The following is a 17,673-nucleotide window of genomic DNA, read 5'->3' on the forward strand; positions in this document are numbered from 1 at the left end:
CGTATGATTCGCTTCCTGTTACAACGTCCGATAGCGGTATTGATGGCTTTTACGGCCTGCTTTATCGTAGGGTTGGTGACTTATTTCACCATACCGGTCTCCCTATTGCCTGATATCGCCATACCTGAGATTACCGTTCAGATATCCAGACAAAATACATCCGCACGGGAATTGGAAAACACCGTCGTGAAGCCGGTCCGTTTGCAATTGATGCAAGTGGCAGGATTACGGGATATCCATAGTGAGACTCGTGATGGAGCGGGTATTATCCGCCTTAGCTTTGACTTCGGCACCAATACGGATCTTGCCTTTATAGAGGTTAATGAGAAAATAGATGCCGCCATGAATTACCTGCCCCGTGAAGTAGAACGTCCACGGGTAGTCAAGGCGAGCGCCACGGATATTCCGGTGTTTTGCCTCAACCTCACACTCAAGACAATTGAAAATGGAAAATTGAAAATTGAAAATTCACAATCCACTTCTCCTAATTCTCAATTAGAAAACGACGAGGCTTTCCTCGATCTTTGCCAATTTGCGGAAACCGTGATCAAACGAAGGATCGAGCAATTGCCGGAAGTGGCGATGGTGGATATCACGGGCATATTAGGACGGCAATTACAGATCGTACCGGATATGAAGCTCTTGGAAATGGCCGATATTACGCTAAATGATTTGGAATCTGCCTTGTCCGCCAACAATATAGAGCCGGGAAGCATGACCGTACGGGATGGCTATTATGAGTACAATATCAAATTCTCTACCTTATTACGTACACCGGAAGATGTGCAAAATATCTATATCCGTAAGAATGACCGGATCTTCCAGGTAAAAGACCTGGCAAAAGTAGCTGTCGTACCGGAAAAAGAAACCGGCTTATCGCTAGCCAACGGGAAAAGAGCCGTTACATTAGCTGTTATCAAGCAAGCGGACGAGAATATGGACAATATGAAAGAGGCGCTTGCCGAGGTTACCGATTATTTCAAGTCTATCTACCCGGATATTGAATTTACGATCACAAGAAACCAGACCGAGTTATTGGATTATACGATCTCCAACCTCAAACAGAATCTATCGTTAGGTTTCTTATTTATCTGCATCGTGGCGATCCTTTTCCTCGGAGACGTAAAAAGCCCGGCGGTAATCGGACTAAGTATGGTAATCAGCATCATCATTAGTTTCTTGTTCTTCTACCTTTTCAATATGTCCTTAAATATCATCTCCCTATCCGGATTGATTTTGGCATTGGGTATGATGATAGACAGCTCCATCATCGTAACGGAGAATATAGCGCAATACCGGGCAAAAGGAGATAATCTGGAAGAAGCGTGTATAAAAGGAACCACAGAAGTAATCACCCCCATGCTTAGTTCCACATTTACCACGATCGCTGTATTCGTTCCGCTAGTATTTATGAGTGGTATAGCGGGAGCTATTTTCTTCGATCAGGCGTTTGCTGTTACAGTCGGCTTAATGGTTTCTTATTTCACCGGAATCATGTTACTGCCTGTACTTTACAAATTAGTTTACAGCATACCGGAGATCAAGTGTTCCTTTTTCAATCTGAAAATAAACAATTTGATTAAGGAGCATACGCTAGACCGGTTCTATAACGGAGGTGTTGATTTCATATTCAGGCATAAGACCACTAGCCTACTATTTATAGCTGTCACCGTTCCCCTTTGCGCAATCCTATTTTATATGATCCCCAAAAGCCGGATGCCGGAAATCGATCAGAATGAGTTAATCGCACATGTTGAATGGAACGAGAACATCCATATTGATGAGAATAGAAAGAGAGTCACCGAATTATTTGGTGAGGCCGATCGATTAGGCACGCAACACACGGCCTATATCGGACAGCAACAATTCCTGCTTAACCGAGACAGGGAATTATCCATCTCGGAAGTAGAACTTTATTTCAAGACAGAAGAGACCCGTGCTATCGCCCCTTTACAACAAGAAATCTCCGCTTGGGTAAAGCGAAATTATCCTACAGCCGTATTATCGTTCTCTCCACCGGAGACCGTGTTTGAGAAACTGTTCGTAACCGGTGAAGCCGATATCGTAGCCGAGTTCTATGCCCGTAACAAAGAGCAGGCTCCGGATGCCCCTACTTTGCAAAAACTAGAGAAAACACTAGAGAGTAAGACCGGCCTCGCTCCTGTTGGCGTAGCTTTCGAGAATCAATTAAACATATCCATTGACCATCAGAAATTATTGCTTTATAATATCTCTTACGAAGAGGTCTACCGGGTGCTTAAGACGGCTTTCAAGGAAAATGAAGTCGCCACCTTACGCTCTTATCAACAGTATTTACCGATCACGCTAGCCGGAAACGAGTTAACGGTCGATCAGATCTTACATAATACGTTAATCCGTACCCAACCGGACGAAAACCAAAAGACAAACTACATCCCTCTCAGCGCAGTGACAAAGGTTACTCCTGGAGAGGACTTGAAAACACTCACCGCAGGAAAGAATGGGGAATATATTCCTTTTAGCTTCTATCAGGTAGAGAACGCAGAGCAGTTGATGGAAAATATACGAGAGCTCGTACGCAGTGAATCCAAAGATAAGACAAACTGGGACATTGATTTCTCGGGAAGCTTCTTCTCAAACCAGCAAATGCTGAACGAATTGGTTGTTATCTTGTTCATATCCATACTCTTGATGTACTTTATCCTAGCGGCACAATTCGAGAGCTTCTTGCAACCCTTGATCGTCTTGCTGGAAATTCCGATAGACGTAGCCGCCTCCTTACTGGTATTATGGATATGCGGGCATACCTTAAACCTGATGAGCGCAATCGGTATCGTGGTAACTTGCGGTATCATCATAAACGACTCTATCTTGAAACTGGACGCGATAAATGAGCTTCGGAAAGCAGGTGTGCCCTTGATGGAAGCAATCCATGAGGCCGGTCGCCGGCGTCTTCGCCCGATTATCATGACCTCATTGACAACTATATTCGGTATGGTACCGCTACTATTCACGTTCGATATGGGAAGCGAGTTGCAAAAGCCGCTATCCATAGCCATGATCTCGGCGATGCTGATCGGTACGGCTGTCAGTTTATTTATTATCCCTTTGGTTTATTGGTTTATCTATAGGAGACATGCATTATGAAAAAAAGATACAAGAGAACATTCCTTCTTTTATATGCGTTCTGTTCGCTATTAACCGGAGAAGTATCGGCTCAATCGCTTGTCCTTTCCCTTGAGAAGACGATCTCATTGGCCGCCGATAGCTCGCTGGAGGCTTTTCGTACGAAAAACCTATTCCTGTCCGGCTACTGGGAGTTTCGTAATTACAAAGCGGAGCGACTGCCTAGTCTTACGTTGAATATCACGCCCGCCGAATATTATCGGGACATCACGAAACGATACGATTCGGAGAAAGACATTGACGAGTATCGTGAGCAACAATCATTCTACGCAGGTGGTAATTTGCAAATCAAGCAAAACTTTGATCTATTAGGCGGCAGTTTCTATATCAATTCCAATCTTGGATATATGCGATACTTCGGGAATAATACGTATAACCAGTATACTTCCGTGCCGATCAGTATCGGCTATACGCAAAACCTGCTAGGATATAATCCTTTCCGATGGGAGAAGAAGATAGAGCCCCTGAAATACGAGAAAGTCAAAAAAGAGTTGCTTTACAATATCGAGACAGTTAGCGAGCAAGCTACCACCTACTTTTTCGCATTGGCCATGGCTCAAGTAGAATATGATATGGCCAAAGAAAATGTAGCGACAACCGATACGTTATACCGTACCGGCCAAGAGCGACATAAGATCGCAGCTATTAGTCAAGCGGATTTACTAACACTCAAGCTGGATGCGATCAATGCCCGCAATACGTTACAAAACGCCGATATAGCCTTGAAACGAGCCATGTTCAGTCTGGCCTCGTATCTGAATTTCGATAAAAATACGGAGATACGGCTTCGGTTGCCGTCACGCCCCCATGATATGGATATTCCGGTGGATCAAGCACTAACGTTAGCCCGGGAGAATAACCCCAAGTTTCTGGAAGTGCGGCAAGAAGTATTAGAGGCCGAGCAGCAAGTGGATAAGACCAAAAAGGAAACCTTATTCAACGCTTCCTTGAATGCCAGTATCGGTTTCAATCAAGTAGCGACCCAGTTTAAAGAAGTCTACAAGAATCCGCTACAGCAGGACTTGGTATCGATCTCTATCTCTATTCCCCTTATAGACTGGGGAGTACGGAAAGGCAAATACAATATCGCCAAAAGTAATCTAAATGTTACGCAAATATCCGCACGACAGACGGAAATCACTCTAGAGGAAGACGTAATCATGACTGTCGGTGATTTCAATGTACAGCAAAACCTGATCGCCAGCGCCGAAGAGGTTTTGGACATCGCGATCATGGCCTATAACGAGACCAAACAACGTTTCATGATCGGCAAAGCGGATATCAATAGCCTTACGCTCTCCTTGAATCGACAGCAGGAAGCGCAACGAAACTACATCACGGCCTTGCAAAATTATTGGTTGAGCTATTATAAGATACGCAAGCTCACCTTACATGATTTCGAGACAGACATCTCATTAGCCAACGAATTTGATTACGAGCATGGGTTCTAAGCCGAACATATCATCCTTTACGATCATCGTCACCTTCCTCTGCATCGCATTGGCGGGGATCGCTTTCGTGCCTTTATTGCCGATCAAGCTATCTCCCTCCCGTACGTTGCCGAAATTGAGTATCAGCTATAATATGCCCTCCAACTCAGCAAGGATTATCGAGATGGAGGTAACCTCCCGTTTGGAGGCGATGCTTGCTCGTATCAAAGGAATCAAAGAAATCTCCTCGACCTCAGGAAACGGATGGGGAAGGATTACCTTGGAGCTGGATAAACATACGAATATAGATGCCGCACGTTTTGAGGCCTCTACAATTGTAAGGCAGACATGGCCAGACCTTCCGGAGGAATTAAGTTATCCGATCTTAGAAATGAGCCGTCCGGACGACAAGGAATCACGCCCGTTCATGAGTTATACCTTGAACGCTTCCGCTACCCCGATATTCATCCAGCGATTCGCCGAGGATCAGATAAAGCCCCGGCTTAGCAGCGTGCAAGGTATTTATCGTATCGATGTTAGCGGGGCAACCCCTATGGAATGGCGCTTGGAATACGATAGCCGCCAGCTACGGGATCTGGGGATCACGATAGAGGATATCCAATCGGCGATCAGCCAATATTATAAGAAAGAGTTCCTCGGCACCGCCAATATGGGAAAAGGGAGTACCGGTAAGGAATGGATTCGTTTGGCATTGATACCGGAAAAGATCACGAACGGATTCGAGCCATCCCATATTACCGTCGCAAACAAAGACGGTAGCTTAATCCGGTTAGATCAATTGATAAAAGTAACCCGGCAAGAAGAGGCTCCGCAAAATTACTACCGGATCAATGGTTTAAACTCTATTTACCTGTCTATCCATGCGGAAGAGACTGCCAATCAGTTGCAATTAGCAAAGAAAGTGAAGGAAGAAATGGAGCATATCCGCACCTTGCTTCCTCCCGGTTACGAAATCCATACCAGTTACGATGCTACCGAATTTATCCAAGAAGAATTAGATAAAATCTACGTCCGTACAGGCTTGACCGTCTTGATCCTCTTGCTCTTCGTTCTGCTGATTACCCGAAATGTACGTTATCTGTTCTTGATCATCATCAGTCTAAGTATCAACCTATGTATAGCCGTTATCCTTTATTATTTATTAGGGTTGGAGATGCAATTGTACTCGCTGGCGGGTATCACGATCTCTCTCAGCTTGGTGATCGATAATACGATCGTGATGACCGACCACATCCGGCATCATCATGACCGGAAAGCGTTCTTGTCTATTCTGACGGCAACTTTGACGACTATGGGCGCCCTCGTGATTATCTTTTTCTTGGATGAGAAGATACGGTTGAATTTACAGGATTTCGCCGCTGTCGTGATCATTAATCTGGCCGTATCTTTGTTCATCGCATTATTCTTGGTTCCGGCATTGATCGATAAGATGAATTTGCACCGGAAGAAAACCGTTTCTTCTTCCTCTAAAGCTCGAAGTCATTGGAAACAACATCCGGCGATCCGTCCGATACGGTCGTTCACACACCGTTTCCCTGTCTATTTCTCTCATTATTACCAAACGCAGATCCGTTTCTTTTGCAATTGGAAAAAACTGGCTTGTCTTATTCTAGTACTAACATTCGGACTACCGATATTTTTATTGCCGGAGAAGATCGAACCGGAAGAGAAGAATCTATCCGCAAGGGACTCTCTGTGGATCGCCCGCTACAATGAATTCGCTGCGAAAGATATTTGGAAGGAAACGATAAAGCCTATCGTCGATAAGAGTTTAGGAGGAACCTTGCGCCTATTTGTCCAAAAGGTATACGAGGGAAGTTATTTTACCCGAAATGAAGAAACGGTATTAAGTATCAGTGCTTCCATGCCGAACGGTACGACCCTTGATCAAATGAACCACTTGATCAACCGCATGGAGGCCTACCTAAGTACCTATAAGGAAATACGGCAATTCCAGACCAGCATCTATAACGCACGTCAAGCCAGTATCAACGTCTATTTCACCCGTGAGAACGAACGGAGTGGCTTCCCTTACACCTTGAAAAGCAGGGTGATCAGCAAAGCGTTGGAATTAGGAGGCGGAAGTTGGGCCGTATGGGGACTTATGGACCAAGGTTTCAGTAATGATGTCCGCGAGAACGCAGGTTCGTTCCGAATCGAGATGTACGGATATAATTATGACGAGCTGTACGAATGGGCAGAGAAACTGCGGGAAAAATTACTTACGTATCGCCGCATCAAGGAAGTATTGATCAATTCCGAATTTTCTTGGTGGAAGGATGATTATCAAGAATTCTACTTCAACTTGAATAAAGCCCGTATGACACAAGCGGATATATTGCCGATCGACTTATTCGCATCTATCCGACCCGTTTTCGGAAAAGATATCTACGCTGGTACCATCATCGTTGATAACGAGACGGAAAAGCTAAAACTTTCTTCCCGCCAATCGAAAGAGTTCGATATATGGAGTATGCAATATGTACCTCAAACCATCCGTGGTAAATCCTATAAATTATCCGAACTCGCAACCATCGAGAAAAGCCAGACTCCTCAAAAGATAGCGAAAGTAAACCAGCAATACAGGCTCTGCCTGCAATATGAATATATCGGAGCTTCCTCACAAGGCGAGAAGATACAGAAAAGGGAACTTAGAGAGTTTAACAAGATCCTGCCTATGGGGTATACGGCTAAAGCGGAAAAAAACTATTGGTCATGGGATCAGAAAGATAATAAACAATATGCGTTATTATTCTTGATCATCGTTATTATTTTCTTTACGACCAGTATCTTGTTTAATTCCTTGAAACAACCGCTGGCGGTCATTTTTGTCATACCGATCTCTTATATCGGAGTATTCTTGACCTTCTATTGGTTCAAGTTGAACTTCGATCAAGGAGGATTCGCCTCCTTTGTTTTATTATGCGGTATCACGGTAAACGCCTGTATCTATATCTTAAACGAATATAACCAAATCCGGGAACGGATACCCGCTATCTCCCCGATCCGTGCGTATCTAAAGGCATGGAATGCCAAGATCACGCCGATATTCTTAACTGTAATATCGACCATACTCGGATTTATCCCGTTCATGCTAGGCACCGATAAAGAAGCCTTTTGGTTCCCGCTCGCCGCCGGAACGATAGGTGGCCTTATCATGTCTATCCTAGGCATATTCTTTTATTTACCGATATTTACGCTGAAGAAAGAACAGCATTGAACAAGAATACGTATCTTTAACGGATAAATCGTTAATCAAATTCACTAAACTTATGAGACACATAAATTATTTAGTATTACTTCTGGTAGCTTGCTGCGTAGGTGCTTGCAGTTCCCCGAAAAAAGATACGAAAGATGCTTATCCGATGTTCTGGACCTGGTTGGATTACCGGCCCGGAATGAATTTCGACTCCATCTGTACGATCATGAATGAGGCGGGGATAGACGGTGTCATGCTAAACGCCCCTACTCCGGATGATTACCGGGACGCTATTCCCATCGCCCAAAAACATGGGATAGAAGTCTACGCTTGGTTGTGGACGATGAATCTGGAACATGACCGAGACGCTATCTTAAAAGAACATCCCGAATGGTTCAGCGTAAACCGTAACGGACAAAGCTTGACCGATACGACCGCTTACGTGGGTTACTATAAGTTTATGTGCCCCGCCTTACCCGAGGTACGGGAGTTTATCAAGAAGAAAATAGAGGCTTACTGCGAGGTAGAGGGCTTGAACGGTATCGCAATCGATTACCACCGTTTCGTGGACGTTATCCTGCCGACTACCCTTTGGCCGAAATACGGTATCGTACAAGACCAAGAATATCCGCAATGGGATTTCGGCTATCACCCGGCTATGATCGAGAAGTTCAAGACCGCTTACGGATATGATCCGAGAGAACAAGAAGATCCCTCGCAAGACGAGAAATGGCTTCAATTCCGTTGTGACCAGATTACCGAAGTAGCCAATATGATCGCCGACGTGGTTCACACTTATGGAAAGAAAATGGCGGCCTCTCCTTTCCCAACCCCCAAGATGGCATCCAAAATGGTTCGTCAAGACTGGGGGAAATGGAATCTGGATATCGTCTTCCCGATGGTGTATCACAATTTCTACACGAAAGATATCAGCTTTATATCCGACTGTATGATCGAAAACGTTCGGGATAAGGCCCCCAATACGACACTGTATTGCGGATTGATGGTAGGCGATGATATCGAGGAAGCCATGGATGCCGCACTCAACCATGGGGCGGAAGGTATCTCCATCTTCACCGTATCCGGTTTGCGCACACCGGAAAGCAGGGCTAAGTTCCGTGCTTATACGGATAGTGTCCGTGCGATCCGTGCCGAGAACAAGGGAGTGAATCCGGCTTTATCCAAGAGCACCCAGGTAACGAACCCATTCGAGAACATGAACATCTTGGGCATGATAAATGCGAAGATCAAAGAACTGGCCAACGTGCCAATCCCCAATATCGCCGATTACAAATTGGTGAAAGAGCAGGGTGCCACGAAATATTACGAGGTCAAGGAGCTGAACACCGGCAAGACGTTCTGTGTCGATTTCTACTTCTATGGCGGTATTCTTTCCGGCTGGAACGTGACGGCCAAGTAGCCTCCGATAGTAACATTCCTTGAATGCCCATTCAAGGGTACTGACAATGCCCATTCAAAGGAGCTTACGACTGCGATTGTAAGTTCCTTTGAATGGGCATTGTAATTTTAACAAATCAACCGGCTAATTATCAGCCGCCTCCCGCTACACGGAACCGTGTGACAGCCCTTATGGGCTTGCCGTCGCGGGTGAGTCCCTCCACGGTCACGGTGTACTCGCCCGGCAGATCGGAGGTAGAGAAAGGGATCTCCAACTCGCTCGCTCCACCGGTCTCGACGGTGGGTAGCCACAACAACGTATGCCGATAATCGGGGATACGGCTCTTCTGGCTCTCCTCGTCCGGATAGGCGGGGGCATAGAATAGACGATGCGACTGCGTGCCCTCATAGTCGAACAGCTGCGTGGAAGTATCCACTTTTAACCTAGGATAGTCGTTCTTGTAGGTATAGAACGCCAAGATTCCCTCAAACACCTGCCCACCGAAGGCATACCGCTCCCTGTACACATCCAGGCGCTTGATCAAAGAGGGATCATATGTATAGATCAACTCATGATCCATGATCGGAATCCCATCCAGCAACACAAGCGGGGTATTTAGGGAAACCGTCTGGTTGGAGAGATCCGCCAGCAAGATAAACAGCGAATGACCGCCATCTTGTCGGCTCCGGAAAGAAACTGACTCTACGAACTCGAAGACCGACTCGCCCATGGTGGAGAATCGGGTCCACTCCTCCATCACGTAAGTTTTATAAGGCCGGCCCCGAAAATGCGCTAGTGCCGGAGCCACATGTCCCAAAGAATCAGCCGTAAACAAGCGAGTCGCCTGCAAACCTACGTATCGTCCCGTCAACTCTGTACGCCAAGCAGGATTCAAGCGAAACCGAGGCATCTCCGCAGCCGCATGTACCGCAAACGGCGACTGTATATCCACCCGATACGTTTCCCCCGTATTCGAATACGTAGAAGTAGCTAACTCACGCATCCCTCCAATCTGCGTCGTATAGAACAAGACAGAGGCATCCGCTTGCCGTTGTCCGCCAAACACACGTACCTCGTCCCCCACGAAACCCAGCAAGGCAGATACGCCCGTCTGCTCGGCAGACTCGCCGGTACGGGCATTCACCAGCTTGGCCGTTATCAGGTGTCCCTCATATTCCGGAAGGAACCGCTCTCCCAACCTACCTTTTCCCAAGGTAGGCAACGCAGCCTTCCAATGCGTTACCGACATATCGTCCGGTACCGGGATAAACTCCCGCCCCGCCACCGAAACGGATAGTGTATGCGTATCCTCCGGAATGCCCCGTAAACGGATATGCCCGTCCTCTCGGCGGGAGAAATTCTCCTTGTCCAAGGAAAGCTGGAGCGTATTCCCTGAGAAATCCGCAGAAGCGACCGCCAGGAGTGTATCCGTAGGGACACTCTCATCCTTCCGGAAGGTATTCACCACACCGATCGTTTTCTGGAAAAAGACCGCCTCTCCCTCATTCCGCATATAACGGGTATAGGCCACCAACCGGTAATACCCCGTCGGCAACACCGCAGGCAGTTCCAGCCACCCTTCTCCTACACCATTCCGGATCTCAATCTTCGCTTGGACCACCGCCAACGCATCATCCAGCAACTCCACATATCCTACCTTGCTAAAGGAAGCCGGCACGCCCGACGCATCGGTCAGGCAAAGCTTCAACCACAGCAACTCACCTGCCAAATAAACCTGCTTATCCGTCTGAGCGTACACACGCTCTCGGAAATCCTCTGCCGCACGCAGGCCTTCCTGCCCCAACAACAAAGCCACCAGTAACGTTATGATCTGTTTCATGCTCCAAGCTTTTTAGAATTTAATATTATAGGAGATATAAGGGATCGGTGCGCCGAAGATCGCAAGCTTATAACCCTTCAGCCGCCCGTCCTCGGCCACATAATACACGGAATAGGCGTTATCCCTTCCCGTCACGTTGTAGACACCCAGCGACACGGTGCTATGGGTAAGCAGCGTCAGGTGGTGGCTCGGCTCAATGTTGATCGACAAGTCCATCCGGAAATAATCCGGTATCCGGTACTGGTTCCTGTCGGAGAAATAGACGAACTCTCCCCCGGCATAGTTGTACTTGCTCACCGGTATGGAAACCGGACGCCCCGTACTGTAATCGCAATTCATCGACACGCTGAAACGCTGCGTGAACTTATAGTTGCCCACGAACTTCAAGTCGTGCGGCTTATCGTAATCCGCCGGATACCACTCGCCCCGGTTCACGGGCTTCAAGATACGAGGATCCTCCTGGCGCAACTGCGTACGCGAGTAGGTATAGCTCACCCAGCCATTCAACTTCCCTTCCGGCTTACGGATCATCAACTCCACGCCGTAGGCCCGCCCGGTCGTGTTCACCACGTCCTGCTCGATGCGGTGGTTCATGATCAGGTTCGCCCCGTTGCGATAATCCAAGTAATGATCCATCGTCTTGTAGTAGCCCTCCACGGAAGTCTCCAGGCCCGCCTTCGCAAAGTTCTTGTAAAGGCCCACGGCCACTTGCGATCCGGTCTGCGGCTCGATGTTCGCATCGCTCAGCTTCCAAGTATCCGTAGGCGACATGATCGTGGTGTTCGACAGCTTATGGATGTTCTGCCGCATCGTGTTATAGCCCGCCTTCACGGAGAAACCATCCACGAACTCATACCGTGCGGAGACGCGGAACTCCGGCCCCTGATAGGTCTTGTAGATCCCGCTTCCCTCCTCGTGCGTCTCGATCACGCCCGAGGGCGAGGGCAACTTATCCGGCTCATACAGGGCATAGGAGCGCGGCCCCATCACGTTGAACAAGCTGTAGCGTACCCCCGCCTCCACCGAGAAGGAGGAGGTGATATCCCAACGGTCGCCCACGTAGAGCGCCGATTCCAATGCTTTCTCCCGCTGCATCCGGTCATCGAGCACCAGCGACCGGTCACCTTTGCCCAGGTATTCGCCGGGGTTCAAGTTGTAATAAAGCGAGCTAAGCCCGAAATTCAGCAGATGCTGGTCGTGCGCCTGCCAGTTAAAGTCGGCCTTCCCGTAAAACTGGTCGATGCCGAACGACAGCTCGTAAGCCGTAGCCGGATTGTCGGTATTCTCCGTATGGTTGCGATAATGGTCGTAGCCGGCGGAGAAGGTAGCCGTCAGGTCCGGATGGAAGGCATGCGTCCATCGCAAGGAGCCGCTCGCGTTCTGGTAGGCGTATCGCTCCGCCTCGTCGAAGCGGAAGCGGTCGTGGCTGAAATAGCCGGTCAGCGCCAAGCTGTTGTTCGGGTCGAACCGATGATCGATCGAGGCGTTCAAGTCGTAGAAACCCGCCTTCCCGTCCTTATACCCGCTCTTCTCGGGCAAAAGTCCCAGGAGCCAGTCGGAATAGGTGGTACGCGCCCCGATGATATACGAGGTATTCTTCCCCGGCAGCGGCCCTTCTAGGGTCAGGCTGCTCGTCAGCAGGCCGATACTGGCCGAGCCCTTGAATTTCTCCTTGCTCCCCGTCTTTGAGTTGATGTCCAGCACAGACGATATGCGGCCGCCGAACTTCGCGGGGATACTGCTCTTATAAAGCTCCATGTCCTTCACCACATCCGCATTGAAGATGGAGAAGAGGCCGAACAGGTGGGTCGGGTTATACACCGTCCCGCCATCAAACAAGATCAGGTTCTGATCTGTGGCGCCGCCCCGCACGTTAAAGCCGTTCGAGACCTCGCCCACCGATTTCACGCCCGGCAGGGCCAGGACAACCTTCAATATATCCAGCTCGCCAAAGGCGGTAGGGATGTTCTTGATCTCCTTCACGTCCAGGCGTGTCACGCCCATCGCCGTACTCCGCACGTTTTCCACCAGGTTGGCCGACACCGACACCTCGTCCAGCACATACACCTGTTCCTCCAGCTCGATATCCAGCCTACCCGAGGCATGCAGCATGACCTGTCGCTTGGTATCCTTCAGCCCCACCGAGCGGATGCTCAGATCGTGCCTGCCCGCCGGAAGCCGGATCGAGTAGTGCCCGGCGGCATCACTCGTGACACCGATGGCCGGATCCGCCACCTGTAAGGAGACTCCCCTCAGCGGCTCGCCGGTCTTGAAGTTCGTAACCGTACCCGCCAATGTCACCCATTCCTCCGGTTGCCTGCTTGGGGTACCTACCTCATACACCTTGTTCTCGGAAGAGGCCCGCTGCTTGCGGCGCAAGGAGGCGTAAGAGACCGTATCCCCCGTCTCCCGGATCTCCACCGCGTTGAAATAGCCCTCCGGTAAGGAGGCCACCAGCTCATCCCCCGCCGTCACGATCAAGTCGTCCGCATACCTCGTCACGAACAACGAGGCCGGACGGAACGCGTCTCGCAAGACCTGTTCCGCCTCCGCGTCCTTCACGTCCACCGTGACCGTCAGCGCATTCAGCGTCGCCGTATCCCCCAGCACACGGAGCCCCGCCTGGCGCTCGATCGCGTCGATCAATTCCATAGCCGGACGCCCGTCCAGCCGGACCGTCACCCGTCTCTCGGCAAAAGCCGTCAGCACGGCAAGCGACAAGACTGCCCACATATATACCCGTCTTCCCATCAGCGTAGATTTAAGGTTTCACAATATTCCAGCACACGGATCAACGAGCGTTCCCGCCCATCGCCGAACGAGAGCCCTTGCTCCTTTATATACCGTTTCAATTCCGCGCCATGCTCCTTGAACAGCTTCAGTAGCGACCGCTTGCCGCTCACCGGATAATACACGCCCTCCTTGCAGACCCAGAAAGAAGTCCGCTCCACGAAACGATCCGTCATCGTCAGCCCCTCCACCTTCCGTTCCAGCATCTTCGAGGAGCGTTTCCACAAGGCATATTTTCCGTCGTGCAAGCGGGCATAAAACCCTTTCGGGAAAGCACTCTTTTCCCCCATCGGTTCCATATAAAACAGATCATACTCCGGCAGCGAAGCGAAACCGACCCGTTCCGAAGGGATCAACACGTGCAACCGCTTGTCCAGCGAGAGAACGACCAGCCTGTCCAACTGCACGTTCAGCCGCATCGCCACGGCGGGATAGACCACCCCATCGAACGCCAGCGTCCCCGTCCGGTACTCCTTCGTATCCAGATAAGGATGCCCCTCCAGGCGGTTCAGGTAGCGAGGCTCCAGCTCCCCCGTATAGAGCAAGGACTGGTTCGCGGCCCGCTCCACATACCGCCCCTCCTTGCCGTCCGCAGGCAAGCGATCCGCCACGGCAAGCTCCTGCCCCGTGGCAATGCCTCCGCTAAGGAGACAGTACAGATAAATGATCTTCTTTCTCATGTGCATCGCATGGTTTAGATTTATGTTAACTACTATCACAAATGATCCGTCGGCCACCACGAGGGCTTGTTCTTCGTGGCGTTGTAACGCTCGCGGCAATCCACGCAACTAGGGGTAGCGACCACTGACGGATAAGAATACCAAGGTAAAGAGGGATACTCCTTGGCGGAGTAGGTCCAGCAAGGCATCCCGCAACCTTCATAAATATCACGGCTGAAAGGAATGTAAAGAGCTTTTTTCGTCACATTGCAGACTTCCACATACCCTACTGTCACCTCTTTCGGATCGGACAAGCAATAGACATTCCCATTATCCCCGGCCGACATCACCACATTGAACAGGCCGCCCGTCCGCTCAATCTCGTCTTGTAAAAGACGGTAATACCTATACGAGTCCTCTCTCAATTGCATTTGCGAGACCTCGATATAATACAATTCCGCAAGCCTTTCGTCCACGCAAGGGATCTCCAGCAGTTTTTTCTGGGGGATCACATTGTCTATCAACCGGGTAGACTCATCTAAAATGATCATCTTGGACGAGTCTCTGCCCCAGCAATAGTAGGTATTCTTAGGCGTATCCCGTTCGAACATCATAAACTTACCGTCTATATAGCCGGCGTTGGCGAACAATTCCGACCTCACCTCCCAAACCTCCTGGTAGCTCCAGCGATAATAGGGCGACTCATTGCGGGAGGCATGCGTGGTGACATGGATAGTGACCGGCTTCTCCAGTCCGGCCTTCTGCCAGGAAACGCTATCGATCTCCGCGGTTCGCATCGGCTTCAGGAAAGTGGATTGATAGTCTTTCTCTCCCAAGGAGAAGTTCAAACGATACCCCAGATCGGGATCAAGATCGCCTGTATGAATACGGTATGAGCCATTTCCCTCATAAACCGCAGGAAAAAGCACGCCATTACTGCACTCTACGTTCATCAAGGCATCGGCTATCACCTCATCTCCCCGCAAGGTATCCAAGATACCCACACTACGGCTCAACCGGACGACCGACTCGCCATTCGTGATCATCCCGTCCACCACAAGGATGCCTCGCACGCCCTCTACCTCCGGGGTGAAGTCGGAGATGCAGCTTACAAATACAGACAAGAACAACCAATAAGCGGTCAATCTTTTCATAACACTACAAAACTTTGCTTTCTAATACAAAATTGTGCTCTCTCCTTAAATACAACGGAGAAAGCACAACACTCCTAATCAAATTAGAAATAAATATATCCCGTCGCTACTCCCAAATAAGAGCCAGAAGAAGAGGATACCTCACAATGAATCCGCACATTACCTGATGTATTACTATAAATGCTCACATCTGCATAAGGACCATTTCCATAAATATAAGCAGTTGTACCCATCGGTTCAATACTCCAAGCAAATTTATAAGAAGAAACAGAAAGAGTATACAATTTCTCCAATCTAGGATCTTTTGCTGGGCCTAACCAACCATAAACAGTATATCGACCTCCAGCATATCCATTATTCAAAACTAAATTCTCTTGCCCAGTCACCACAAAATACTCAGTAGAACTTGCAGATGTCATCTCTGTTGTAGCAATAACCACCTCATCTGCCGATAACGAAACCTGTGAATAACCGAGTTGTACAGCAAAAAATGCCAACAAACACAAAAAAAATCTTTTCATTCCTTTAATAGTTTTATAATTAAACGACCTAACCTCCTCCTTGGATATTAAAATCCATGTGAAAAGGGGGCTCCATCACTTATATTATCATGCACAAGACGAGAGGAGGTTTATGACAGTGCCCCCTTATAAGGGCCACTTATTCTTCCCCAGCACAAAAAGGTTCAACTTGAACCTTCGGGAGATTAAGAAAGGTTGTACATTCACGCTCTTCATAAGACTACAGATTTAAGGTCACTTCTTTTATTTGTTCACAATGTAAGCATTATTTTCGAGACCACAAACGATTATCGCATAAATATTTATTTTCTTCACAAATGATCCGTCGGCCACCACGAGGGCTTGTTCTTCGTGGCGTTGTAATGCTCGCGGCAATCCACGCAACGCCATGAGGAATACGTTCTTTTATCATAATCCACCCACGGCAATTGATAATCTTGAGATACAGACTCAAAAACCCAGCATGCTTTCTCTGCGCTCTCATATAGACTCCCATCCGCTATATACAAGCCCTTGGTCGTAACGGTCGCCACCTCCACGTAGCCAATGACCGGCTCCTGGGGATCCGACGCACAACGAATGTTTCCATGATCATCGGAAGCGGTCATCACCTTGCAGAACAATCCCCCCGTACGCTCAATCTCTTCCTGCATACGTAAATAATACGCATACGCCTCCTGACGCAACTGCATCTGGGAGACCTCCACATGATAAAGCACGGACAATTTCTCATCCGTACGAGGAATCTCATACAGCAACCTGTCCAACATGAGATTCTCGGACAACTCTTTCGTTGTCCCCAGCAACAACGACTTCGAGGTATCACGTCCCCAACAATAGTAATGGTTGCGAGGCGAGAGCCTGTCCGATACCACCAACGCACCATCCTCGTAATACTGCTTCGCCCATATGGAAGCCGTCACCTCCCAAGTCTCACGATACCCCCACCGGTAATAAAGGGAATTCCCGGATCTGCCGTCGCTTGTCAAATAAACGGCGACATGCGTACCCTTTCTTTCCTTATACGAAAGGCTGTCGATCTCCGCCGTCTGGATAGGTCTCAAGAACTCGGACTGGTACTCCTTATTGCCTATAGAAAAACACAAGCGGTATTCCATCCCAGCCTCCAGGTCGCCTACAAGGACGCGATAAACGCCCTCACCCTCATGAGTGGCAGGAAAAAGCGCCCCATCGTCTCGTTCCACATACATCTTCGCCTCCGTGATGACCTCCTTGTCACGTAACAGATCCGCGGAGATGTCTACACTGCGGCTTAAACGGAACACCGGATCCCCGTTCGTTATCGTCCCGTCCACCACGAGTATGCCGCTCACACCCCTCACCTCCGGGGCGAACTCAGAGACACAAGAAATGAACGACAATATTGCCAACAAACCTATAATACACAATCTCATATCATACAACCTTTTATAAAAAGGGAGAAGTACCAAAATCACTTATGCCCAGCAGGACTTGATGTAAAATCTTGGTACTC

The 17,673-nt window shown here is 48.8% G+C and carries 10 protein-coding genes; 4 read left to right on the forward strand and 6 right to left on the reverse strand.

Annotated elements, in window-relative coordinates:
- Positions 1–3 precede the first annotated feature (3 nt).
- Genes E5342_RS09435 through E5342_RS09450 form a run of 4 tightly spaced genes read left to right on the forward strand, consistent with a single transcriptional unit; the run spans position 4 to position 9,235 of the window.
- Positions 4–3,126, forward strand: coding sequence for an efflux RND transporter permease subunit (locus E5342_RS09435; RefSeq protein WP_135959270.1), 3,123 nt, complete (start codon positions 4–6; stop codon positions 3,124–3,126).
- Positions 3,123–4,616, forward strand: coding sequence for a TolC family protein (locus tag E5342_RS09440; protein WP_121735143.1), 1,494 nt, complete (start codon positions 3,123–3,125; stop codon positions 4,614–4,616). The genes E5342_RS09435 and E5342_RS09440 overlap by 4 nt, the downstream gene beginning before the upstream one ends.
- Positions 4,606–7,836 carry an efflux RND transporter permease subunit gene (locus tag E5342_RS09445; RefSeq protein WP_121735142.1) on the forward strand — a complete coding sequence of 1,077 codons (3,231 nt, stop codon included), beginning with the start codon at positions 4,606–4,608 and terminating at the stop codon, positions 7,834–7,836. The genes E5342_RS09440 and E5342_RS09445 overlap by 11 nt, the downstream gene beginning before the upstream one ends.
- A 52-nt stretch (positions 7,837–7,888) precedes the next feature.
- Positions 7,889–9,235 carry a family 10 glycosylhydrolase gene (locus E5342_RS09450; protein WP_135959271.1) on the forward strand — a complete coding sequence of 449 codons (1,347 nt, stop codon included), beginning with the start codon at positions 7,889–7,891 and terminating at the stop codon, positions 9,233–9,235.
- Positions 9,236–9,365: 130 nt separating this feature from the next.
- On the opposite strand, the gene E5342_RS09455 is transcribed toward E5342_RS09450, so the two are convergent.
- The 6 genes from E5342_RS09455 to E5342_RS09480 all read right to left on the reverse strand — a co-directional run bounded on the left by E5342_RS09455 (position 9,366) and on the right by E5342_RS09480 (position 17,593).
- Positions 9,366–11,054, reverse strand: a complete 1,689-nt coding sequence (locus E5342_RS09455) for a hypothetical protein (RefSeq protein WP_121735140.1) — start codon at positions 11,052–11,054, stop codon at positions 9,366–9,368.
- Positions 11,055–11,066: 12 nt separating this feature from the next.
- A complete protein-coding gene (locus tag E5342_RS20330) occupies positions 11,067–13,805 on the reverse strand; it encodes a TonB-dependent receptor (protein ID WP_121735139.1) in 2,739 nt (912 codons plus the stop codon).
- Complete coding sequence (locus E5342_RS19665) at positions 13,805–14,524, reverse strand: hypothetical protein (RefSeq protein WP_246867085.1); 720 nt, start codon at positions 14,522–14,524, stop codon at positions 13,805–13,807. The genes E5342_RS20330 and E5342_RS19665 overlap by 1 nt, the downstream gene beginning before the upstream one ends.
- Before the next feature lie 35 nt (positions 14,525–14,559).
- The gene (locus E5342_RS09470; RefSeq protein ID WP_121735138.1) at positions 14,560–15,657 is read right to left on the reverse strand and encodes a DUF4249 domain-containing protein; all 1,098 of its coding nucleotides are present in this window, start codon (positions 15,655–15,657) and stop codon (positions 14,560–14,562) included.
- Between the two features lie 83 nt (positions 15,658–15,740).
- Positions 15,741–16,178 (reverse strand): hypothetical protein, encoded by a 438-nt coding sequence (locus E5342_RS09475; RefSeq protein ID WP_121735137.1) that lies wholly within the window; start codon positions 16,176–16,178, stop codon positions 15,741–15,743.
- Between the two features lie 311 nt (positions 16,179–16,489).
- Complete coding sequence (locus E5342_RS09480; RefSeq protein ID WP_121735136.1) at positions 16,490–17,593, reverse strand: DUF4249 domain-containing protein; 1,104 nt, start codon at positions 17,591–17,593, stop codon at positions 16,490–16,492.
- Positions 17,594–17,673 lie beyond the last annotated feature (80 nt).

The sequence above is a fragment of the Parabacteroides distasonis genome, from assembly GCF_004793765.1.
GTDB classification, from domain to species: domain Bacteria; phylum Bacteroidota; class Bacteroidia; order Bacteroidales; family Tannerellaceae; genus Parabacteroides; species Parabacteroides distasonis_A.